This is a genomic window from Streptomyces sp. NPDC052043, from assembly GCF_044548235.1.
Lineage (GTDB): Bacteria > Actinomycetota > Actinomycetes > Streptomycetales > Streptomycetaceae > Streptomyces.
Genome location: NZ_JBIUBT010000001.1, coordinates 412,145 through 434,298, shown reverse-complemented (window position 1 = coordinate 434,298; position 22,154 = coordinate 412,145). Strand labels below are relative to the sequence as shown.

19 protein-coding genes are annotated in these 22,154 nt (G+C 72.7%); 8 read left to right on the top strand and 11 right to left on the bottom strand.

Annotated features, from left to right (window positions below):
- Positions 1-32: 32 nt before the first annotated feature.
- The 4 genes from ACIHCX_RS01950 to ACIHCX_RS01935 form a co-directional block, all read right to left on the bottom strand.
- Complete coding sequence (locus ACIHCX_RS01950) at positions 33-1,328, bottom strand: MFS transporter (RefSeq protein WP_400025663.1); 1,296 nt, start codon at positions 1,326-1,328, stop codon at positions 33-35.
- Positions 1,329-1,444: 116 nt separating this feature from the next.
- Positions 1,445-2,368, bottom strand: coding sequence for an endonuclease/exonuclease/phosphatase family protein (locus ACIHCX_RS01945; RefSeq protein WP_400026587.1), 924 nt, complete (start codon positions 2,366-2,368; stop codon positions 1,445-1,447).
- Between the two features lie 293 nt (positions 2,369-2,661).
- Entirely contained in the window at positions 2,662-3,288 is a 627-nt protein-coding gene (locus ACIHCX_RS01940; protein ID WP_400025661.1) for a TetR/AcrR family transcriptional regulator, read from the bottom strand.
- A 112-nt stretch (positions 3,289-3,400) separates the two neighbouring features.
- A complete protein-coding gene (locus ACIHCX_RS01935) occupies positions 3,401-4,999 on the bottom strand; it encodes an MFS transporter (RefSeq protein WP_400025659.1) in 1,599 nt (532 codons plus the stop codon).
- Positions 5,000-5,190: 191 nt separating this feature from the next.
- Between ACIHCX_RS01935 and panB the strand changes: the two genes are divergently transcribed.
- The 3 genes from panB to ACIHCX_RS01920 all read left to right on the top strand — a co-directional run bounded on the left by panB (position 5,191) and on the right by ACIHCX_RS01920 (position 8,145).
- A complete protein-coding gene (gene panB / locus ACIHCX_RS01930) occupies positions 5,191-6,057 on the top strand; it encodes a 3-methyl-2-oxobutanoate hydroxymethyltransferase (protein WP_400025658.1) in 867 nt (288 codons plus the stop codon).
- A 184-nt stretch (positions 6,058-6,241) separates the two neighbouring features.
- Complete coding sequence (locus ACIHCX_RS01925) at positions 6,242-7,267, top strand: ATP-binding cassette domain-containing protein (protein ID WP_400025656.1); 1,026 nt, start codon at positions 6,242-6,244, stop codon at positions 7,265-7,267.
- On the top strand, positions 7,264-8,145 hold the full coding sequence (locus ACIHCX_RS01920; protein WP_400025654.1) for an ABC transporter permease: 882 nt from the start codon (positions 7,264-7,266) through the stop codon (positions 8,143-8,145). The genes ACIHCX_RS01925 and ACIHCX_RS01920 overlap by 4 nt, the downstream gene beginning before the upstream one ends.
- A gap of 20 nt (positions 8,146-8,165) precedes the next feature.
- Here ACIHCX_RS01920 and ACIHCX_RS01915 read toward each other — a convergent pair whose 3' ends face one another.
- Positions 8,166-12,146: a BTAD domain-containing putative transcriptional regulator gene (locus tag ACIHCX_RS01915; protein ID WP_400026585.1), complete on the bottom strand. Its 3,981-nt coding sequence runs from the start codon at positions 12,144-12,146 to the stop codon at positions 8,166-8,168.
- A 152-nt stretch (positions 12,147-12,298) separates the two neighbouring features.
- Here ACIHCX_RS01915 and ACIHCX_RS01910 point away from each other — a divergent pair, with 152 nt between their 5' ends.
- The gene (locus ACIHCX_RS01910) at positions 12,299-13,108 is read left to right on the top strand and encodes a site-2 protease family protein (protein WP_400025652.1); all 810 of its coding nucleotides are present in this window, start codon (positions 12,299-12,301) and stop codon (positions 13,106-13,108) included.
- Here ACIHCX_RS01910 and ACIHCX_RS01905 read toward each other — a convergent pair.
- Together ACIHCX_RS01905 and npdG are read right to left on the bottom strand one after the other, a co-directional pair.
- Positions 13,098-13,364 carry a hypothetical protein gene (locus tag ACIHCX_RS01905; protein WP_400025650.1) on the bottom strand — a complete coding sequence of 89 codons (267 nt, stop codon included), beginning with the start codon at positions 13,362-13,364 and terminating at the stop codon, positions 13,098-13,100. The genes ACIHCX_RS01910 and ACIHCX_RS01905 overlap by 11 nt on opposite strands.
- A 4-nt stretch (positions 13,365-13,368) precedes the next feature.
- Complete coding sequence (gene npdG, locus ACIHCX_RS01900) at positions 13,369-14,073, bottom strand: NADPH-dependent F420 reductase (RefSeq protein WP_400025648.1); 705 nt, start codon at positions 14,071-14,073, stop codon at positions 13,369-13,371.
- 107 nt (positions 14,074-14,180) lie between these two features.
- On the opposite strand from npdG, the gene ACIHCX_RS01895 reads away from it, so the two are divergent.
- Positions 14,181-14,780, top strand: coding sequence for a hypothetical protein (locus tag ACIHCX_RS01895; protein ID WP_400025646.1), 600 nt, complete (start codon positions 14,181-14,183; stop codon positions 14,778-14,780).
- Positions 14,781-14,960: 180 nt separating this feature from the next.
- Positions 14,961-16,238, top strand: a complete 1,278-nt coding sequence (locus ACIHCX_RS01890) for an MFS transporter (RefSeq protein ID WP_400026583.1) — start codon at positions 14,961-14,963, stop codon at positions 16,236-16,238.
- Positions 16,239-16,300: 62 nt separating this feature from the next.
- Here ACIHCX_RS01890 and ACIHCX_RS01885 read toward each other — a convergent pair whose 3' ends face one another.
- On the bottom strand, positions 16,301-16,549 hold the full coding sequence (locus ACIHCX_RS01885) for a hypothetical protein (RefSeq protein WP_400025645.1): 249 nt from the start codon (positions 16,547-16,549) through the stop codon (positions 16,301-16,303).
- Positions 16,550-16,607: 58 nt separating this feature from the next.
- Here ACIHCX_RS01885 and map point away from each other — a divergent pair, with 58 nt between their 5' ends.
- Both map and ACIHCX_RS01875 read left to right on the top strand, forming a co-directional pair.
- Positions 16,608-17,465: a type I methionyl aminopeptidase gene (map, locus tag ACIHCX_RS01880; protein WP_400025643.1), complete on the top strand. Its 858-nt coding sequence runs from the start codon at positions 16,608-16,610 to the stop codon at positions 17,463-17,465.
- Positions 17,466-17,667: 202 nt separating this feature from the next.
- Positions 17,668-18,315, top strand: a complete 648-nt coding sequence (locus ACIHCX_RS01875) for a heme oxygenase (biliverdin-producing) (RefSeq protein WP_400025641.1) — start codon at positions 17,668-17,670, stop codon at positions 18,313-18,315.
- A 45-nt stretch (positions 18,316-18,360) separates the two neighbouring features.
- On the opposite strand, the gene ACIHCX_RS01870 is transcribed toward ACIHCX_RS01875, so the two are convergent.
- From ACIHCX_RS01870 to ACIHCX_RS01860, 3 genes are all read right to left on the bottom strand, one after another.
- Positions 18,361-19,050, bottom strand: coding sequence for a PhzF family phenazine biosynthesis protein (locus ACIHCX_RS01870; RefSeq protein WP_400026581.1), 690 nt, complete (start codon positions 19,048-19,050; stop codon positions 18,361-18,363).
- A gap of 9 nt (positions 19,051-19,059) precedes the next feature.
- Positions 19,060-20,280, bottom strand: coding sequence for an RNA-guided endonuclease InsQ/TnpB family protein (locus ACIHCX_RS01865; RefSeq protein ID WP_400025640.1), 1,221 nt, complete (start codon positions 20,278-20,280; stop codon positions 19,060-19,062).
- 265 nt (positions 20,281-20,545) lie between these two features.
- Positions 20,546-22,126 carry an HtaA domain-containing protein gene (locus ACIHCX_RS01860; protein WP_400025638.1) on the bottom strand — a complete coding sequence of 527 codons (1,581 nt, stop codon included), beginning with the start codon at positions 22,124-22,126 and terminating at the stop codon, positions 20,546-20,548.
- Positions 22,127-22,154 lie beyond the last annotated feature (28 nt).

Below are 22,154 nucleotides of genomic sequence, written 5' to 3'. Positions count from 1 at the left end.
ACGGGAGCACGGGCACACGGGCGGCCCCGGGGCTAGACACCCGGGCTGCCCGCCGTGCCCTCGGTCCGAACGGCCTCGTCCAGGAGGTCCCCCGTGCTCGTCGCGCGGGGCGAGGTCCCCGGGCGGGCCGCGGTCGGCAGGTGCGAGGCGACCACGCGCTCCCTGCCCCGCACGGCACCCGTCCGCCGCAGGTCCACGCGCTGGGCCGCCCCGGCCACTGCGAGACCCAGCACCGCGAGGGCGGCCCCCGCGAGGGCCGGAGACGTCACGCCGAAGCCCGCGGCGAGGGCCAGGCCGCCGATCCAGGCGCCGCCCGCGTTCGCCAGGTTGAACGCGGCCTGGTTGGCCGCGGAGGCCAGGGACGGGGCCGTCGACGCCCTCTCCATGACCATGAGCTGGAGCGGGGAGCCGGCGATGAACGCGGTCAGGCCCAGCAGGACCAGCGCGAGGGCCGCACTCCACTCGGCGCGCATGAGCAGCGGGAACAGCGTCAGGACGACCACCAGCGCGGTGAGCCCGCCGAACAGCGTGCCCCGCGTCGAGCGGTCGGCCAGGCGGCCGCCCAGCAGGTTGCCGGCGGTCGCGCCCACGCCGAACAGGCCGAGCAGCAGCGTCACCCCGGCCTCGGCGTACCCGGCGGCGCCGGTGAGCATCGGCGCGACATAGCTGTAGGCGGCGAAGAGGGCGCCGAAGCCGGCCACCGTCGTGGACAGGGCGAGCCACACCGGGAGCGAGCGCAGGGCGGCCAGTTCGCCGCGCAGGCCGGCCGTGGCGGCGTGGGTGCGGTCGTGCGGGATCAGCAGGGCGAGGGACGCTATCGCCGCGACCCCGATCGCGCTGACCGCGAGGAAGGTCAGCCGCCAGCCGAGGTGCTGGCCCATGAGGGTGGCGGCCGGGACGCCGACGACGTTCGCCGAGGTCAGGCCGAGCATCATCAGGGACACCGCACGGGCCTTTCGGTCCGGCGCCACCAGGTTCGTCGCGACGACGGCGCCCACGCCGAAGAAGGCGCCGTGCGGCAGACCGCTCAGGAAGCGGGCCGCGAGCAGGGAGTGGTAGCCGGGGGCGAGGGCGGACAGCGCGTTGCCGGCGACGAACAGGACCATGAGGCCGATCAGGACGTGCCGGCGGGGCAGCCGCGCGGTGACGGCGGCCAGCAGCGGGGCGCCGATGACCACGCCCAGCGCGTACGCCGAGACCAGGTGCCCGGCGGCGGGGATCGAGATGTGCAGGTCGTCCGCGACGTCGGGGAGCAGCCCCATGATGACGAACTCGGTCGTACCGATGCCGAAGGCGCCCACGGCGAGGGCGAGCAGGGCCAGGGGCATGGAGGGGCCTTTCTGAGGGAGGTTCCGTACGGGGCGGCACCGGGATGCCACGAGTAAGTTCGAGTACGGAACAAAGTCTCTCAGGCCTGGTATTCCGGCGGTTGAAGACCTGGTTACTAGGGGTTGACCTTCACACGCGCGGCGACCGGCAGGTGGTCGCTGCCGGTGCGCGGCAAGGTCCAGGAGCTCACCGGGTCCACTCCCCTGACCATGATCTGGTCGATCCGCGCCATCGGGAACGACGCCGGCCAGCTGAACCCGAAGCCGCTGCCCGCGGCGCCCTGGGTGGAGCGCAGCTGGGAGGTGACGGCGTTGAGCGAGCGGTCGTTCATGGTGCCGTTCAGGTCGCCGAGCAGGATCACCCGGGGCAACTGCTCACCGGCGATCGCCTCGCCCAGCGCGTCCGCGCTCTCGTCGCGCTGCGCGGCGGTGAACCCGGCGTTCAGCTTCACCCGCACCGAGGGCATGTGGGCCACGTACACCGCGACGGGCCCCTCGGGCGTTGCCACGGTGGCGCGCAGGGCGCGCGTCCAGCCCAGCTTGATGTCGACGGCGCGGACGCCGCTGATCGGGTACTTGCTCCACAGCCCGACCGTGCCCTGCACCGTGTGGTACCGGTACGCCGGGGCGAGCGTCCGCTCGTAGACCGGGAGGGCGGAGGCCTTCAGCTCCTCGAGGGCGAGCACCTGGGCCTCGGAGGCGGCCAGGTCCCGGGCGGTGCCGGACGGGTCGGGGTTCTCGGCGTTGACGTTGTGCGTGGCGACCATCAGGTCGCCGCCGGTGCCCGTCTTGTCGGTGAGCAGGCCGCCGAACTGGTGGAGCCAGACGATCACGGGCAGCAGCACGGCGACCACCGCGGTCGCCGACCTGCGCACCAGGGCCAGGACCAGCAGCACCGGTACGCACAGGCCTGCCCACGGCAGGAAGGTCTCGGTGAGGCTGCCGAGGTTGCCGATCCGGTTGGGGATCTGCGCGTGCATCAGCATCACCAGGGCGAGGACGACCGCGAACGCGGCGAGGAGGAGGCCCCGGCGCCACATCCGCCCGTCGCCGGGCCCGCCGTGGGGCCCGCCGCGCACCAGGCGCCGGAGCCGGTCTCCGCGGCGCCCGTACCCCGAGCCGCCCGCCGTCTCCGTCACGTACGCCTGTCGCGCCATACCGTCGCCTCACTGCCTGCCGTGCACGCCGTCCACCCCCGTGGTCTACGACCCTAGGGGATGATCGGCACCGCTCCCGCCGTCCTTGACGGCCGTACGGGCAGGAGGACGAAGAAGGCGGTGCGCGGAGTTCCGGTTGCACCGCACAGGGACCGGTCTGTGACGAAACGTGCACATCACAGCGGGGAACTGACAGCGCGTAGCCCTTCGAGCACCGAGTCCACGATCTGCTCCGACAGGCCCTCGGGCAGGTCGGCGTCGGGGCGCATCACGCTGCGCACCAGCATGGGGCCGACGAAGATGTCGCCGAGCAGATCGACGTCGATGTCCGGGCGCAGTTCGCCGTCGCGCTGCCCACGGCGCAGGACCTCGATCTGGAGCTTGCGCCGCGGCTCGACGACGGTCGCGTGGTAGGCGCACCAGATCTTCGGGCTGCTCTTCATCTGGGCGTAGACGTTGTGCAGGATGAGCGAGGTGCGGCTCATCAGGCCGCGGTGGCGCAGCTGTTCGAGGATGGCCACGAGGTCGTCGCGCATGGACGTGCCCGGCAGTTCGGGGTCGGGGGGCTCGGCGGCGCGTACGACGTCGACGAACAGCTCCTCCTTGCCGCTCCAGCGCCGGTAGATGGTGGCCTTGCCGACACCCGCGGTGCGGGCGATGCGTTCGATGGAGAGTTCGGCCAGCGGCACGCCGTCCTCCAGCAGCTTCATCACGCCCTCGACGATGGCGCGTTCCACCGCCTCACTGCGGGGGCGTCCCCGCACGGGGGCGTCGGCAGCGGCGTGGCTGTCGGCAAGGCTCACGTGGGCCGTCCTTTCGTTGCACAGGAGATTGTCCTATCGGGCAGCCGCCGGTGGGTCCACCCCACCGACGACCGCCGCAGTCCCCCGTCGCCGCATGGCCCGTCGTGCCCCACTACTCCACCGCTGCCACCAGTTCCTCTTCCTCCTCGCCCTTCTGCGGTACAGCCTGCCTGCCCGGCAGGAACACGGCCACCACCGCCGCGCCGACGAGCGCGACCACGGTGCCGCACAACGCGGTGACGTGCATGGCGTGCAGGAAGGCGTCGTTGGCCGGGCCGATCAGGTCCTTGCCCTGCGGGCCGAGCTTGGCCGCGATGCCGAGGGTGGCCTCGATGGACTCGCCGGCCTTGTCGCGCAGTCCGGCCGGGAGCAGTCCGAGCTTGCCCTCGATGTCGTTGCGGTACGCCGTCGAGAGCACCGAGCCGAGGACGGCGATGCCGAGGGCGCCGCCGACCTGGCGGAAGGTGTTGCTGAGCGCGGAGGCCGAGCCGGCCTTCTCGCGGGGCAGGGCCTGCATGATGACGACGCTGGTCGGCGTCATGATGTGCGCCATGCCGGTGCCCATGAGGAAGAAGACGACCTCCAGCAGCCAGATCGGCGTGTCGGCCTCGAAGCCGGCGAAGGCGGCCAGCATGCCGGCGAGCAGGAGCAGACCGGCCGTGGTGGTGGCCTTGTTGCCGAAGCGGTCGACGACCAGCCGGGCCCGCGGCGCGAAGATCAGCTGCGCGACGGCGAGCGGCAGCATCAGCACACCGGATTCCAGCGGCGAGTAGCCGCGCACGCTCTGGGTGTAGAAGACACCGAAGAACGTCACGCCCATCAGCGCGAAGAAGACCAGCGCGATGGCGGTCATGGCGGCCGAGAAGACCTTGTTCTTGAAGTAGGTGACGTCCAGGGAGGGGTGGTCGCTGCGCTTCTCGAACACCACGAAGGCCGCGAGGACGACCAGGCCCGCCACGATCGACGCCAGCACGGTCGGGTCCGTGAAGTCCGCGAGTTCGCCGCCCTTGATGATGCCGTAGACGAGCAGGACCAGGCCGACGACGGACAGCACGACGCCGACCGGGTCGAGGCGGCCGGGCCGCGGGTCGCGGGAGTCGGGCACCAGCCACAGCATCAGCGCGACCGCGATGACGACGATGGGCACGTTGATCAGGAAGACCGAGCCCCACCAGAAGTGGTCCAGGAGCAGACCGCCGGTGATCGGGCCGATGGCGATGGCCAGACCGACGCCGCCGGCCCAGATGCCGATGGCCTTGGGCTGCTCCTCGCGCTCGAAGACGTTCATCAGGACGGCCAGGGTGGCCGGCATGACGAAGGCGGCGCCGAGGGCCATCAGGGCGCGGAAGGCGATGAGTTGGCCGGGCGAGCCGGACTCGGCGGCCAGCGCGGAACCGGCCCCGAACACGATCAGGCCGCCGATCAGGACCTTCTTGCGCCCGATGCGGTCGCCGACGAGGCCCGCGGTGAACAGCAGGCCCGCGAAGACGAGGGTGTAGGCGTTGATCGCCCACTCCAACTCGCTCTGCGTGGCGCCGAGGCCGATCGGCGCGGGGGTCGAGATGGTCTTGATCGCGACGTTCAGGATCGAGTTGTCGAGCACCACGATCAGCAGGCTCAGCATCAACGCGCCGAGAATCGCCCAGCGTCGGCGGTGCACCGCCTCCGGAACCCGGGAGCCGGGGGCGGCACGGTCGGCAGGAGTAGTCATGGCGCCGAGCCTAGGCCCCTTCCGATACGAGACCGTCTCGTATCGGAAATCCTTTACCCAGATCTTACGACTTTCGTGCGAGATCTTGCGCACACGGGGCTCCTCTGGCCGCCTCCGGCACGAGGTGCCACCATGGGAGGGATCCGGGGACGCCGTCAGGGTGCCCCGAGATGACTGAAGGAGCCGTTGTCATGACGCAGCTTTCGGCTGCCCGCAACAAGCCCTCCGACGGCAGCAAGGCGCTGTACGGGGGAAAGGGCACTCGCCGCATCACTGTTCGCGACATCTCCCTCGCCAAGGAACGCGGCGAGAAATGGCCCATGCTCACCGCCTACGACGCGATGACCGCGTCCGTCTTCGACGAGGCCGGCATCCCGGTGATGCTCGTCGGTGACTCCGCGGGCAACTGCCACCTCGGCTACGAGACGACCGTTCCCGTCACACTCGACGAGATGACCATGCTGGCGGCCGCGGTCGTCCGCGGCACCCAGCGCGCCCTGATCGTCGGCGACCTCCCCTTCGGCTCCTACCAGGAGGGCCCGGTGCAGGCGCTGCGCTCGGCGACCCGGCTGGTGAAGGAGGCGGGCGTCGGCGCGGTGAAGCTGGAGGGCGGCGAGCGGTCGCACGAGCAGATCCGGCTCCTGGTGGAGTCCGGCATCCCGGTCATGGCCCACATCGGCCTGACCCCGCAGTCCGTCAACGCCATGGGATACCGCGTGCAGGGCCGCGGCGAGGAGGCGGCGCAGCAACTGCTGCGCGACGCCAAGGCCGTGCAGGACGCGGGCGCGTTCGCGGTGGTCCTGGAGCTGGTGCCGGCCGAACTGGCCGCCGAGGTGACGCGGGTGCTGCACATCCCGACCGTCGGTATCGGCGCCGGTTCCGAGACGGACGCGCAGGTGCTGGTGTGGACCGACATGCTCGGGCTGACCGGCGGACGCGTGCCGAAGTTCGTCAAGAAGTACGCCGACCTGCGCGAGGTCATGGGCGACGCGGCGAAGGCCTTCGCCGAGGACGTGGTGGGCGGGACGTTCCCGCTGGAGGAGCACTCGGTGCACTGACCTCCCCTTGAGCCATCGCGGTAGAAACAGTTGGCCCCGCCGATCTTCCCCCGTCGGCGGGGCCAACTCTTTTGCGGTTCCTCCACCGACGGTTGCGGTGCTCGTCGGGGATATGTCGGCGCCCGGTGCCGTCTGTCGGTGGGCTGTCGGTGGTTTGTCGGTGGGGGCTGGCACCGTTCAGGGCATGACGCGAATCGACGACAACCCCGGCGGCGTGCCGAACGCCGTGACCGTGCGGGGGCTGGTCAAGCACTACGGCGAGACCAAGGCACTGGACGGCGTGGACCTGGACGTGCGCGAGGGCACCGTGATGGGCGTGCTCGGGCCGAACGGCGCCGGCAAGACCACCCTCGTACGCATCCTGTCCACCCTGCTCGTCCCGGACGCGGGGCAGGCCACCGTGGCCGGCTACGACGTCGTACGGCAGCCCCGGCAGCTGCGCCGGGTCATCGGCCTGACCGGGCAGTACGCCTCCGTCGACGAGAAGCTCCCCGGCTGGGAGAACCTGTACCTGATCGGCCGGCTGCTCGACCTGCCCCGCAAGGAGGCCCGCGCCCGCGCCGACGAACTGCTGGAGCGGTTCTCGCTCACCGAGGCCGCGCGGCGGCCGGCGCGCACGTACTCGGGCGGCATGCGGCGGCGGCTCGACCTCGCCGCCTCGATGATCGGCCGGCCCGCCGTCCTCTTCCTGGACGAGCCCACCACGGGCCTCGACCCCCGTACCCGCAACGAGGTGTGGGACGAGGTCAAGACGATGGTCGGCGACGGGGTCACCGTGCTGCTGACCACCCAGTACATGGAGGAGGCCGAGCAGCTCGCCTCCGAACTGACCGTCGTCGACCGCGGCAAGGTCATCGCGAACGGCCGCATCGAGGAACTGAAGGCGAAGGTCGGCGGGCGCACCCTGCGCGTGAAGCCGGCCGACGCGCTCGAACTGGGCCCGCTGGCCGCCATGCTCGACGAGCTGGGCATCACCGGGATGGCCACGACGACCATCGACGCCGAGGCCGGCTGCCTGCTCGTACCGGTCCTCAGCGACGAGCAGCTGACCGCCGTGATCGGCGCGGTCACCGCGCGCGGCATCACGATCACCTCCATCACCACCGAACTGCCCAGCCTGGACGAGGTGTTCCTGTCCCTCACCGGCCACCGCGCCAGTGCCCCGCAGGACACCGTGCCCGCCGACACCCGCGAAGAGGTCGCCGTATGAGCGCCCGCCCGTCGCCCACCACCACCCTGAACGAGACGCTCCGCGCCGCCCCCTTGGATACCACGACCCCGCTGGGCTCCCCCGGCTCCCAGGCCGACGCCCGGATCCCGCTGCGTGCCCATCTGCGGCACACCGGCGCGCTGATCCGCCGCAACCTGCTGTGGATCCGGCAGGACCCGGAGTCGATGTTCGACGCCCTGCTGATGCCCATCGTCTTCACCCTGCTGTTCGTGTACGTCTTCGGCGGCTCGATCGGGCAGGCCCTCGGCGGCGGGCAGGACGGGTACGTGCAGTACGTCATCCCCGGCATGATCGCGATGATGAGCATGACGCTGTCCCAGGGCGTCGGCACCGGGTTCAGCCAGGACTTCAACTCCGGTGTCATGGACCGGTTCCGGTCGCTGCCGATCGGGCGCGGCTCGGTGCTGTTCGCGAAGATCTCGGTGGAACTGGCGCGGATGCTGTTCGCGACCGCCGTGCTGATGCTCGTCGCCGTCCTGGTCGGGTTCCGCATCCACCACTGGGGCGGCCTGTTCGCGGCCGTCGCCCTGTCCGCCGCGTTCGCCTCGTCCATCATGTGGGTGTTCCTCACCCTGGGCGTGGTCCTGAAGAACGCGCAGTCCGTGCAGGCGATGGGCTTCCTGGTGCTGTTCCCGCTCCAGTTCGGCTCGTCGATCTTCGCGCCGACGCAGTCGATGCCGGGCTGGCTCCAGACCTTCACCAACTACAACCCGCTGTCCACGCTCGCCGACGCCGCGCGCGGGCTGATGGTGGGCGGCCCGGTCGCCCACGACCTGTGGATCACCCTGGGCTGGTCGCTGGCGATCACCGCGGTGATGGCTCCGGTCGCCATCCACAAGTTCCGCACCAAGAGCTGACCGCGCGGCGTCGCGCCGGCTCAGAGCAGGGCGGCGGCCTCCTCCCGGGACAGGCCGCCGCCCTCCGCGTACGCGGCCTGGTACGCCTCCTCGCCGAGGGTGGCCCGCGTGCGCGCGACAGCCTCGTCGCGGGCATGGCGTTCCAGGGAGGAGGGCACGTGGCGGGGCGGCAGCAGGGCGTCGGCGGCGGCGATGCAGCGGGCGGCGTCCCGGGCCCGACGTCCGCCGTCCACGCCGACCAGGGCCCGGGCACCAATGATCAGGTACGCCGAGCGCATATGGGGCGCGATGGCCTCGGACAGGGGGTCCTGGGAGCGCCTGAGGGCCCGGCGGGACTTGTCCAGGGCGTCCTCGTAGAGGCCGTCGACCGCGTCCAGCCATGCCTCGGCACCGAGGATGAAGGCGTCGAAGACGACGAAGTGCGAGATGCCGAACTCATCACGCAGCAACCGCAGTTGATCGCGCGCCTCGGAGACGCGGCCGGTCATGCCCAGCCGGCCGGCGAGGAAGAGCCGGGCGGCGGGCATGGCGTCGTTGTGGCCGTTGCGGCTCTGTTCGATGACCTCGCGCAGCAGCCGTTCGCCTCGTTCGCCCTCGCCCGCCTCCATCAGCACACTGCCCAGGCGGGCGTTGAGGACCGCGACCTGGGCGGGGGCGCCGAGGCGTTCGGCGAGCTCGATGGCCGCCCGGTAGTCGGCGGCGGCCGACAGGTAGGCGCCGGTGCGTTCGCGGGTCTCCGCGCGCGCGGAAAGCGCCTCGGCAGTGCCCCAGGCGTCCCCGAGGCGCTGGAAGATCTCCAGCGCCTCGTCGGCGTCCCGGCCCGCGTCCCCGGCCCGCTCGATGCGGTTGGCCAGCAGGTTGGCGCGCCACTGGAGGGCGTGGGCCAGCTCCCACTCGAATCCCGGGGTTTCGCGGCAGGTGCGTACGGCGGCGTCGGTGACCTCGTGCAGACGCTCCACGTCGCCGCTCAGCATCACCGCGAAGACCCACAGCACGCCGGGGCTGCGGCACGTCTGCGGCTGACCGGGCTGGTAGACCTCGGCGATGAGCCGCAGCTTCTGTTTCGCCTCGGGCGACTCCCAGGCTTCCAACTCGGTGTCCATACAGGCGAGATGGACGAGATGCAGGCCCCGGCGGGCCTCGGCGAGGACCTCGCCCGTCATCGGGGGCGGGGCGTCCGTGCACCGTTGCCAGACGGATGCGGCGCGCCGGACCGGCTCGGTGAAGGGGTCGGGGCCGAGCTCCATGACCTCGCTGCACCAGTTGCGGGCCTCGATGCGCACGTCGCGCATCTGCCAGTAACAGGTGAGCGAGAGGATCATGCACAGGCCCTCCTGTTCATCGCGTGCGGCGACGGCGTGGCGCAGGGCGGTGCGCAGGTTCTCGTACTCCAGCTCCAACCGTGCGATGGCGGCGCGCTGGCCGGGGCCGCGCAGCAACGGGTCGGTAGTGCGGGCCAGTTCGCGGTAGTACGTCAGGTGGGCGCGCTCGGTCTCCGTACGGCCGCCGGCCTCGTCGAGCCGTTCCCCGGCGTACTCGGCGACGGTCTCCAGGAGCCGGTAGCGCATCTCGCCGTCGGCGGCGGGGGCCGCCACCACGAGGGACTTGTCGACGAGGGAGGCGAGCGCGTCGAAGGCGGCGGGTCCGCACACGGCCTCGGCGGCGGCGAGGTCGCAGCCGCCGGCGAAGACGGACAGCCGGCTCAGGACGTCCCGCTCCTCGGCGTCGAGCAGGTCCCAGGACCAGTCGACGACGGCCCGCAGGGTCTGCTGGCGGGGCAGCACGGTACGGCTGCCGGAGGTGAGCAGGCGGAAGCGGTTGTCGAGCCGGTCGGCGATCTGCCGTGGGGCCAGCATCCGCAGCCGGGCGGCGGCGAGTTCGATGGCCAGCGGCAGCCCGTCCAGGCGCCGGCAGATCTCGGCGCAGGCGTCCGCGGTGTCCTGGTCGGCATCGGTGCGGAAACCGGGCCGGACGGCGGCCCCGCGGTCGGCGAACAGCCGCAGCGCCACCGGCTCGGGCAGCGGCTCGACCGGCCGCAGCACCTCGCCGGGTATGCCGAGGGGTTCCCGGCTGGTGGCGAGGACGGTGAGGTGCGGGCAGCGGGCGAGCAGTTCCTCGACGAGGCGGGCCGCCGCGTCGACGACGTGCTCGCAGTTGTCGAGCAGGAGCAGCATGCGGCGCCGGGCGCAGTGCTCGACCAGCCGCTCGACGGGGTCGTCGTGCCGGTCGGCGACCGCGGCCCGCATCTCCTCGGCACCGGCGCCGTACAGCACGGTCTCGCGGGCGCCGACGGCCGTGAGCACGGCCTCGGGCACGGCCTCGGCGTCGTCGACGGGGGCAAGTTCGGCCAGCCACACGCCGTCCCGCGGCACCGGCCGCACGGCCTCGGCCGCCTCCTGCGACAGCCGGGTCTTCCCGGCCCCGCCCGGCCCGAGCAGCGTCACCAGACGCGCGGCCCCGAGGTCGGCTCCGATCGTCTCGATGTCGGCCTCGCGGCCCACGAAGGAGGTGATCCGGGCACGGAGGTTGCTCGGGGGGCGGGTGGCGGGCACGGCGGGAGGCGGCTGCTCGCCCCGGGCGGCCACCGGGGCGTCGGTGCCCGCCGCGGCGTCGGTACCTGCCGCAGTGCCCGTGACTCCCTGAACGCCGGTGGCCGCCGGGACGCCGGAACCTGCCGCAGCGCCGGTGCCTGCTGGGACACCGGTGCCTGCCGCAGCGTCGGTGCCTGCCGGGGCGTAGGCGTCGACCGGGACACTGGTGCCTCCCGAAGCGTCCGTGTCTCCCGGAACGCCGGTGGCCGCCGGGACACGGGTGCCTGCCGGGGCGACCGTGCCAGTGCCGCTCGGGACACCGGTGGCAGGCGGGACCGCAGTGCCTGCCGGGGCGCCGGTGCCTGCCTCAGCGTCCGTGCCTTCCGGAACGCCGGTGGCCGCCGGGACGCCGGTGCCTGCCGCAGCGTCGGTACCTGCCGGAGCGGGGATGCCTGCCGGGGCGACGGCGCCTCCCGGGGCGACAGTGCCGCTCGGGACACCAGTGACTGCCGGGGCCACACTGCCTGCCGGTACATCGGTGCCTGCCAGGGCGCCGGTACCTGCCGGGGCGACGACGCCCGGCCCGGCGGGTGCGGGCGCCGTCGGACCGTCCTCGGAGGGTGCCGGAGCGGAGGCGGCGGTCTCAGCGGCGGTGCGCGGCGCGGGGGCCGTGTCGGGGTCGGGGACGGCGGTCCGGGCCCCCGCGCCCGCGGCCGGGCCGGGCGCCGGCCACGCCCGGCCGGTGGGCCGCAGCAGTTCCCCGTGCAGCGCGCGCAGTTCCGGGCCGGGGTCGGAGCCGAGGCGGTCGGCCAGCAGGCGGCGTACGTCCTCGTAGGCGGCCAGGGCCTCCGCGGTGCGGCCCGCGTCGCGCAGGGCGCGCAGGCGGAGGGTCTGGAGGGGTTCGTCCAGGGGGTGGGTGTCGCACAGGGCGGTCAGCTCGGGCAGGCTCCGCTCGGCGTGCCCGAGGGCGAGGGCGGCGGTGAGGCGGGCGCGGCGCACATCCAGGTGGCGGGTGTCCCAGCGGGCCGCCTCGGCGGTGCGGTCGGGCAGGTCGGCGAGGGCGGGGCCGTGCCACAGCGCGAGGGCGTCGTCGAGGACGACGGCCGCCTTCGCGGGGTCGCCGTCGCCCAGCGCCCGCACGCCCTCCCCGGCCAGCCGTTCGAAGCGGTGCAGGTCGACGTCGTCGGCCGTGGCGACCAGCCGGTAGCCGCCCTCCGCGGAAGCCACCGCGTCCGCGCCGAGCGTCCGGCGCAGCCGCCCGACCAGGGCCTGGAGCGCGCCCGTGGCGTCGGCGGGCGGCTCGCCGTCCCACACCTCGTCGACGAGGGCGCGCACCGGGACCGTATGGCCGGGGCGCAGGGCGAGCACGGTCAGCAGGGCGCGCAGCCGCGCCCCGCCGAGCGGAACGGCGGTGCCGTCGGGACGGAGTGCCTGGGTGGTGCCGAGGATGCGATAGCGCACGAGGTCCATTGTCTCCGGTGGTCTCACGGACAGTCACGGGATTTCGGCGGCGCGGCGCACGAGCGGCCGGGAACCCGTGGCCCCGGGCGGGACGTTCCGCCCGTGTGCCCGGTACGGTCGGGCTCGCCGCACGAACCGTACGAGCACAGGAGCCGTCCCCCATGACGTCCGCCACCACCCGCCGCGGCGACCGCCGGATCAGCCCCGTCTTCCTCGGCATCCTGGCCGTCACCGCGGTCGGGGGCTGGGCCGCCTGGACCGGTTTCGCCCCGATTCCGGGCCGGCCGGGTCTGGCGGTGTTCCTGTTCGTGACCGCGGCCTGGGTCGTCTCGCTGTGCCTGCACGAGTACGCGCACGCGCGCACCGCGCTGCACAGCGGCGACTTCACCGTCGGCGCCAAGGGCTATCTGACACTGAACCCGCTGAAGTACACGCATGCCGTGCTGAGCATCCTGCTTCCGCTGCTGTTCCTGGTCATGGGCGGGATCGGGCTGCCCGGCGGCGCGGTGTTCATCGAGCGCGGCCGGATCCGGGGCCGCTGGCGGCACAGCCTGGTCTCGGCGGCCGGACCGCTGACGAACGTACTGTTCGCGGCGGTGTGCACGGCCCCGTTCTGGCTGCACGCGCTGGACGGCGTGCCCGACGGGTTCCGGTACGCCCTGGCCTTCCTCGCGCTGCTCCAGGTCACGGCCGCGATCCTGAACTTCCTGCCGGTCCCGGGCCTGGACGGCTACGGCGTGGTCGAACCCTGGCTGTCGCACGGCGTCAAGCGCCAGGTGGAGCCGTTCGCCCCGTTCGGTCTGATCTTCGTCTTCGCGCTGCTGTGGGTGCCCTCGCTCAACATCGCGTTCTTCGACGTGATCCACACGCTGCTGCACCACCTCGGAGTCGGCCCCCTCGACCAGTACTGCGGTCACGAGCTGTACCGCTTCTGGCAGGGCGGCAGCGGACTCTGCCCGGTCAGCCGGTGACGGAGCCGTCCTGCCCCGCCCGGCCGCGGCGGGCGTAGTACCAGGTCATGTTGGACGACAGGCCCGCCAGCAGCACCCACACAACCCCCACCAGCCAGATGCCCTGGACGAAGGAGACGACGGCCGCGGCCGCGGTGAGCAGGCAGACGATCAGGGCGTAGAGGGCGAGTCGCCGGGCCGGGTGGGGCGGGGGCGATGACTGCATGGTGGTCGGCTCCTGTCGGGGGACACTGCTACGGCCACCAGTGTCCCCCATGGACTCATACGTCCGTGATCCGGAGCCCGGCGTGCGCCTTGTAGCGGCGGTTGACCGAGATCAGGTTCGCGACCAGCGACTCCACCTGGTGGGCGTTGCGCAGCCGCCCGGCGAAGACGCCCCGCATGCCGGGGATGCGGCCGGCCAGCGCCTGGACGGTCTCCACGTCGGCGCGCTCCTCGCCGAGGACCATCACGTCGGTGTCGATCCGCTCGATCGCACGGTCCTGGAGGAGGACCGCCGACAGGTGGTGGAAGGCCGCCGCCACCCGTGAGTCCGGCAGCAGGGCCGCGGCCTGCTCGGCGGCGCTGCCCTCCTCCGGCCTCAGCGCGTAGGCGCCCTTCTTGTCGAAGCCGAGCGGGTTGACGCAGTCCACGACGAGCTTGCCGGCCAGTTCCTCGCGCAGGGCCTCGAGGGTCTTGCCGTGGCCCTCCCACGGCACGGCGACGATCACGATGTCGCTGCGGCGCGCGGTCTCGGCGTTGTCGGCGCCCTCGACGCCGTGCCCGGTCTCCTCGGCCGCCGCCCGGGCCCGTTCGGCGGCACGCGAGCCGATGATCACCTTCTGCCCGGCGCGGGCGAGCCGGTAGGCCAGGCCCTTGCCCTGCGGACCGGTTCCCCCGAGCACGCCCACGACCAGCCCGGAGACGTCGGGGAGGTCCCAGGGATCCTTGGCGGGGGCCTTGTGTGCACTGTCGCTAGAGGTCATGCGCCGACTCTACGTCCGCGACCCCCGCTGTCGCCGGGTCCCCCGGGAGGACGAACGCGAACCGAAGTCCGCCCCGCCCGTGCCTGTTTGCGACAAGATGCGCGCGTATGGACGCCGTACGGGTCACGCTGCTGCGCGAGGTGCTCGCCGGGACCGAGTGGCTGGGGGCCACCCGGCGGTTCGCGGGGGTGCTGCGGGGGGCCGTGGTGTCGCACGGGGGCGGGCTGCTGCTGGTGGGCACGCCGGAGGACGAGCCCTGGCACCTGGCGGCCCACCTGGTGGACGAGGCCGCCTGGTCGGGCACCCCGGAGCTGGCCCCGACCCTCGTACGGCACGCCCCGCGCCCCGCGGACCGGGCGCATCTGGCCGTGGGCCTGGGGCGGCTGGCGGCGGCCCGGCGCGGCGAGACCCTGCTCGTGGTGGCTCCCGAGGAGCCCGCCCCGCTCCTGGAGCGCGTGCACGAGGCCCGGCGGGCCGGAGCGACGGTGCTGGCCCTGGGGTGCGGCGGGGGCGAGCTGGAGGCGATGGCGCACGAGACGCTGGCGGTGCCGCCGGGGGCCGAGCTGGACCTGGACACCGTGCAGCACCTGGTGAGCGCGGCGGCCGGGGAGAACGTGCTGCCGGCCCCGCGTGGTCGCGGCCGCTTCCGGGACCGTCTGTCGCGGCTGGCGGACCTCCTGACGGCGCCTCCGCCGCCGCGCTGGTAGCGGGGCGCGAGGAAAACCGGTTGCCGGTGGCCCTCCGCCTGCCGACGATGGCCCCTCGTGACCGACGACTGCCCCGCCCCTCCCACCGACGTCTCTGGTGCCTCCGGCGCTTCCGGTGCCACTGATGCCCCCGGAGCTTCCGATGCCTCCGGCGCTCCCGGTGCCCCCGGTGCCTCCGGCCTGCGGGCCGTGCTCCCCGACCTCGCCCCCTGGCACGCCTCACGCGACTTCCGGCGGCTGTGGGTGTCGGGCCTGATCTCGAACTTCGGCAGCTTCCTCACCTTCGTCGCGCTGCCGGTGCAGATGAAGGAGCTGACCGGTTCGGCCGCGGCGGTGGGCGCGCTCGGGGCCGCGGAGCTGGTCCCGCTGATCGTGTTCGGGCTGTACGGCGGGGCTCTCGCGGACGCGCTGGACAAGCGCCGGCTCATCCTGTGGACCGAGGTCGGGCAGGGGCTGCTCAGCGTGGCGCTGCTGGCCGGGGCGCTGCTGCCGCACCCGGCCGTCTGGCCGCTGTACGTGATCGCCGCCCTCTGTGCCGCGCTGACCTCCGTGCAGCGGCCCGCGCTGGACTCGCTGTGGCCGCGGATCGTGGCCCACGAGCACCTCACGGCGGCGACCGCGCTCAACTCCCTGCGCTGGACCGTCGGCGGGGTGGCGGGCCCGGCCGCGGCGGGCGTGGTGGTGGCGTACGCGGGCCTTTCCTGGGCGTACGCCGCGGACGCGGTGACGTTCGCGGTCTCGGTCGTCCTGGTCGTGCGCATCGCCGCCCAGCCGGCCACCCACGAGGCCGCGAAGCCGTCCCTGCGGGCCATCGCCGAGGGCGCCCGGTACGCCTGGGGTCGCAAGGAACTCCTGGGGACGTACGTGGTCGACCTGGCCGCGATGTTCCTGGCGATGCCGCTGGCCGTGCTGCCCTTCCTCGCGGACGAGCTGGACGCGCGGTGGGCGCTGGGTCTGATGTACGCGGCCGTGCCGCTGGGCTCGCTGCTGGTGAGCCTGACCAGCGGCTGGACCTCCCGGGTGCACCGGCACGGGCGGATGGTGGTGCTGGCGGCGCTGCTGTGGGGTCTCGCGATCGCCGCCGCCGGTCTCGTGGGCAATCTGTGGCTGGTGCTGCTGTTCCTGACCGTGGCCGGCGGCTGCGACATGGTCAGCGGGGTCTTCCGGGGCGCCATGTGGAACCAGACGATCCCGGACGCGCTGCGCGGCCGGCTCGCCGGGATCGAGCTGCTGTCCTACTCGGCGGGTCCCCAACTCGGGCAGGTCCGGTCGGGCTCCTTCGCCGCGTGGTGGGGCGTACGGGCGTCGGTGTGGTCGGGCGGGCTGCTGTGCGCGGGCGCGGTGGGGCTGCTGGCGCTGTGCCTGCCGGGACTGATGCGGTACGACGCCCGCACGAACGAGCACGCGGTGCGGCTGCGGGAGGACCGCGCGGCCGCCACCGTGCGCGCGGCCGCGTGATCGGCGCGAGCGGTGCGATCGGCCTCTTCCTTCAGGCCTGCTCCCCCCGCTGCCGGACCTGCTCAGCCCCCGCTACCCCCGCTGTCCTCCTCGGTGCCGCCCGCCGGCGCGTCGTGCCAGCGCGGGTCGTTCTCCCACTGGAGGTTGCGTTCGCGGGCGGTGTCCATCGCGTGCTGGGCCTCCTCGCGGGAGGTGTACGGGCCGAACCGGTCCTTGGCGGGGCACTCGGGCCCCTCCTCGACCTTCTTGTGCTCCAGGCAGTAGTACCACTCGCCCGGCTTACCGGCGGTCCGCTTCTTGAACAGGGCCATGACCAGCTCCTCTCGCCACGGACATGTTCCCCCATCACCCCCGGATAGACTCCCCGACATGTCTGGCCAGTCACTGCTCGTCCCCGGGGAGCTGTCCCCGACCCGTTCCGTGCCCGGAAACATCCGCCGCCCCGAGTACGTCGGCAGGCCCGCACCGAAGCCGTACACCGGGCCGGAGGTGCAGACGCCGGAGACCGTCGAGGCGATGCGGACCGCCGGGCGGATCGCCGCGCAGGCGATGGAGGAGGCGGCACGGCACATCACTCCGGGCGTCACCACGGACGAGTTGGACCGGGTGGCGCACGAGTTCATGTGCGACCACGGCGCCTACCCCTCCACGCTCGGCTACCGCGGCTTCCCCAAGTCGCTGTGCTCCTCGGTCAACGAGGTCATCTGCCACGGCATCCCGGACTCGACGGTGCTCCGGGACGGCGACATCGTCAACCTGGACGTGACCGCGTACATCGGCGGGGTGCACGGGGACAACAACGCGACGTACCTCGTGGGTGACGTGGACGAGGAGAGCCGCCTGCTGGTGGAGCGCACCCGCGAGGCCCTCAACCGCGCGATCAAGGCAGTCCGCCCCGGGCGGCAGATCAACATCATCGGCCGGGTCATCGAGTCGTACGCCAAGCGGTTCGGCTACGGCGTGGTCCGGGACTTCACCGGCCACGGCATCAGCACGTCGTTCCACTCCGGCCTGATCGTCCCGCACTACGACAGCCCGCACGCCACGACGGTCATGCAGCCCGGGATGACCTTCACGATCGAGCCGATGCTGACGCTCGGCAGCTACGAGTACGACGTCTGGGAAGACGGCTGGACGGTCGTCACCAAGGACCGCAGGCGCACCGCCCAGTTCGAGCACACGCTGGTGGTGACGGACACGGGGGCGGAGATCCTGACGCTGCCGTAGACCGCGCCCGTCCGCCGTGGCCCGCTCCCTTCAGGGGGCGGGCCTTTCCCTGTGCCCTCACACCCTTGTGCCGTCACACCCTCACGCCCCTATCCCCTTATGCCCACCCACGCCCGTTTGGCCGGAATCCGGGGTAAGGTTTTCCCGACAAGGTGTCGGCAACCCGTTGACTTAGGCAAGCCTTACCTTAGAGGATGGCCTCATGGATTCCTTCTCGACACTCATCCGCACCGCCTCCCACGAGCAGCACACGGAGGCGGAGACCTCCACCTTCATGAGCGACCTGCTCGGCGGCCGGCTCAGCGTGGACGCGTACGCGCGGTACACCGAGCAACTCTGGTTCGTGTACGAGGCGCTGGAGGACGAGGCCGAACGGCTGGCGTCGGATCCGGTGGCGGGCCCCTTCATCCGGCCCGAGCTGTTCCGCCTGGCCGAGCTCGAGCGGGACCTGGCCCATCTGCGGGGCTCCTCCTGGCGGTCGGAGGTGAGCGTGCTGCCCGCGACCGAGGCGTACGCGGCACGGGTGCGCGAGTGCGCCGAGCAGTGGCCGGCGGGCTACATCGCCCACCACTACACCCGCTACCTCGGCGACCTCTCCGGCGGCCAGATCATCCGCGACAAGGCGGAGAAGACGTGGGGCTTCACGAAGAAGGGCGACGGAGTCCGCTTCTACGTCTTCGAGGAGATCCCCAACCCGGCTGCCTTCAAGCGGAGTTACCGCGAGCTCCTGGACACCGTCCAAGCCGACGACCTGGAGAAGCAGCGCATCGTGACCGAGTGCAAGAAGGCGTTCTCCCTGAACACGGCGGTCTTCCAGGCCCTGGCCGAGGAGTTCCCCCTGTCGGCGTGACCCTGGGCGGGGGCCACGAAGCCCCATGGGGACGGCGGGTACGCGTCAGCGTTCCAGCGCCACCCGGCCGCCGACCTCGACCCAGCCGGCCGGTTGGGGGGCCGTGAGGATCTGGGAGCCCGCGCCCTGGGTGATGTTGAGGGCTCGGCCCAGGTGGGCCGTGAGGAGCAGGGCCGCCGCGCCTGTCGCCTCGTCCTCCTCTATGCCCCCGGTGCAAGCCCCGGCTCCACTGGAGCGGCTGCCGCCGCGCTCATCGATTCGGCCGGGGAAGGCGCGGGCTCGGACGCGGCCGGCGGCCTCGTCCTCCCAGGACCAGGCGTAGAGCCAGTCGCCTGGCGGTGGGACGGGCAGGTCGTCCACCTCGTCGGCCGTGGCGTACTGGCGCAGGGTGCGGGGCGGGGCCCACTCCGGGCGGGCCTCGATCCAGGTGAACTCGCCGTCCAGGCGGGTCCCCACCGTGCCGGCGGGGGTAACCAGTTCCGGCACGTCCAGGAGCCAGGCCACTCCCACGCAGGGGTAGCCCGCGAAGGGCAGGCGCAGGGTGGGGGTGAAGATGTCGATGACGCCGCGCTCGGGGTCGTCGACGAACACCGTCTCGCTGAAGCCGAGTTTGGCGGCCAGCTCCTGGCGGTCGTCCTGGTCGGGGACGCACGAGCCGTCGCGGACGACACCGAGTTCGTTGCCTTGACTTGCTCCTCGGGCTGAACCCCGAGGATTCTGGCCTTCCGGCCGGATGCTGTGCCGCTACGCGGCACGGGCTCCGGTGCGGATTCCGTGGCTTCCTGCTTCACCGCGCTGTGCCGGAACACGTTCCGGTCTTACCCGCGCTCCACAGGCTGTCACCGCCAGTCCGGCGGCCTTGATGTTGATGGCGGCGTTGTGGTCCCGGTCGTGGGTGGTGCCGCAGACGGTGCAGGTCCATTCCCGCACATGCAGGGGTTTGGGCCCGTCGCGGTGTCCGCAGGCGGAGCACACCTGGCTGGTGGGCTCGAACCGGCCGACCTTGACGAAGATGCGCCCGTACCGGGCGGCCTTGTAGGCGAGCATGTGCACGAACTGGGACCAGCCCGCGTCGTGGATGCTCTTGGCCAGCCGGGTGCGCGCCAGGCCGCCCACCGCCAGGTCCTCCACCGCGACCGCTTGATTCTCGCAGATCAGCTCGGTGGAGAGCTGGTGGTGGAACTCGCGGCGCGCGTCGGCCACCCGCGCGTGCGCGCGGGCCACCTTCACGCGGGCCTTGGCCCGGTTCTTCGAGCCCTTCTGCTTACGGGACAGCTCCCGCTGCGCCTTCTTCAGTTTCTTCTCCGCCCGGCGCAGAAACCGCGGGGAGTCGATCTTCGTGCCGTCGGACAGGACCGCGAAGTGCGTCAGCCCCAGATCGATGCCCACCGCCTGATCACTCGCGGGCATCCGCTCCAGATCCGCGGCCGGGTCGGTGTCGATGACGAAAGAGGCGAAGTACCGCCCGGCAGCATCCTTGATCACGGTCACCGAGGACGGGACCGAGGGCAGGGCACGCGACCACCGGACCCGCACCTCACCGATCTTCGGCAGGCACAGCCGCCCCGTGGAGGTGATCGACCAGCGGGCATTCGCGGTGAACCGGACCGCCTGCCTGGCATCCTTGCGCGACCTGAACCGCGGCACCCCCAGTCTCGGGCCCTGGCGCTTTCCCGTGAGGGAGGCGAAGAAGTTGCGGTAGGCGGCCTCGGCATCCCGCAGCGCCTGCTGCAGCACCACCGCGGAGACCTCGCCCAGCCAATGCCGCTCACGGGTCTTCTTCGCCTCGGTGATCAGCACTCTGGACAACACCGCCGCGGTGGGAAACGCCTCCCCGGCCGCCCGGGCCCGCTCCCGCGCCGCGACCGCGTCGTTGTACACCACCCGCGCACACCCGAACGCCCGGTCCAGCGCGATGCGCTGACACAGCGTCGGGTCGAGTCGAAAGGCGTACCGAAGCTGCACGATCCGGACGCTAGCACCGGTCACCGACAGTCCGGGGCGGATCAGCCGAATCCGGCTCCGCTGGAACGATCCGGCGACGCTCCGCGTCGCAACCCCCCGGATTCGGCTCACCACCGGCGTGAACGCCGGTGCACTGCGAATGAATCCCGGTAGCCGCCGCGGGGCCCGCAGAAGACGCGCAGCACGTCGTCATCAGTCACCCGGGCATTGAAGCATCGCGGCGGCGGTGCCGTCCGGACCGGGACGGCACCGCCGCCGACGCGGATCAGGCCTGCGTCTCGCGCCGCCTGCGCAGCGCGTAGAGCACACCCGCGCCCGCCGCCACGGTCGCCGCGGCGGCCGCGCCCAGGGCGCCCACCGGAACGCCCGCGCCGGTGGCGGCCATACTGCCGCCGATGCCGCCGGTGGTGGAGCCGATGCCCCCGGTCGTCGAGCCCGTACCGCCGACGCCGCCCGTGCCGCCGGCGGTGCCGGTGCCGCCCGCGCCGGAGCCGCCGCCCGACGTGCCGTCGCCGGAGGGGAGTTCGGCGCCCTGGCTGAGGGCGACGGACAGGTTCACCGGGTCGAGCGCGGTGCCCTTGGCGTAGAAGCCGCCGAACGCCCGGGCGCCGGCCTCGGTCAGCGTCGCCGTCACCCCGTTCACGGTGATGACGTCACTCTTCGCGGTGAACTTGGTGGAGGCGGCCTTCAGGTCGGCCAGGACCACGTTCGGTGACTTCTCGCCGAGGCTGGTGACATCGGCGGTCAGCTGGCCGGACCCGCCGGCGAGAGCGGCCCTGACGTTGTTGAGGGTGAGGTCGAGCCCGTAGCCGCCGCCGTCGCCCTCGCCCTGGTGGCCCTTGAAGTTCACCGCGCCCTTGAACGCGGCGGAGAGGGTGCCGGCGTCGGTGTCGTAGGTGCCGGTGGCGTCGGCGAAGGTGAAGGCGCCGTTGCCGGACGCCTGGGAGGCGCCGTCCGACGCCGTGATCCGGCCCTTGGCCACCGGGCCGACGACATAGCTGCGGAAGGAGTCCTTCACCCCCCAGGTCAGCCTGCCGTCGGCGATGTCGCCCTTGGCCGGGGCGGGCGCGGTGGACGCGGACGGGGAGGTGGACGCCGTGGGCTTGGCGCTCTGGGAAGCGGAGTCGCTGGGCTTCGGGGACGACGGGGTGCCGGTCTCCGACTCGCTCGGCGAGGCCGACGAGGTGGGCGAGGAGGTCGGCTCGGGCGAGGTGGTCTCCGACTCGCTGGGCGACGGGCTCGGCGAGGTCGTGTCCTGCTTCTTCACCACGGACAGCGGGTCGCCGGCCGCGCCCGCGTAGGAGGCGCTGCCGAGGAAGGTGCCGGCCTCGGCGGCGAGGGTGGTGGCCAGGTTGCTCATGTCCGAGCTCGCGGGCGCCGCGACGTCCGCGATCGGCACGTCCTGCTGGGTCGGGCCGTCGTCGGCGGTCAGGTCGGCCGTGAGGACGCCCGTGGCGCTGTCGTACTGGAAGTCGCTGAGCACCCGCTTGAACCCGTGCACCGGCGACTCGGCCACGATGGTGCCCTTGAAGGCCAGGTGCAGCGTGTGGTTGGTGCTGTCGTAGGTGCCCTGGCCGCCGGTGAAGGTGAAGACGCCGTTGCCGTCGGCCTGGGAGGCGCCGTCGGTGACGGTGAAGGTGCCCTTGGTGTAGGGGCCGGTGACGTAGTTCCGGTACGTCTCCTTGATGCCCCAGCTCAGTTCGTAGCCGGTCAGGGGCACGGAGGCCGCGGCGGCACCGGGGGCCGCGGCCAGGGCGGCGGCGCTCAGCGCGGTGGCCGTGGCCACGGCGGCGGCGAACATCACCGGCCGTCTGCGGGCGCGGGTGGCGGTGGCGGTGGCGGGCATGACGGTTCTCCTCGTGACGGGGTCCGCC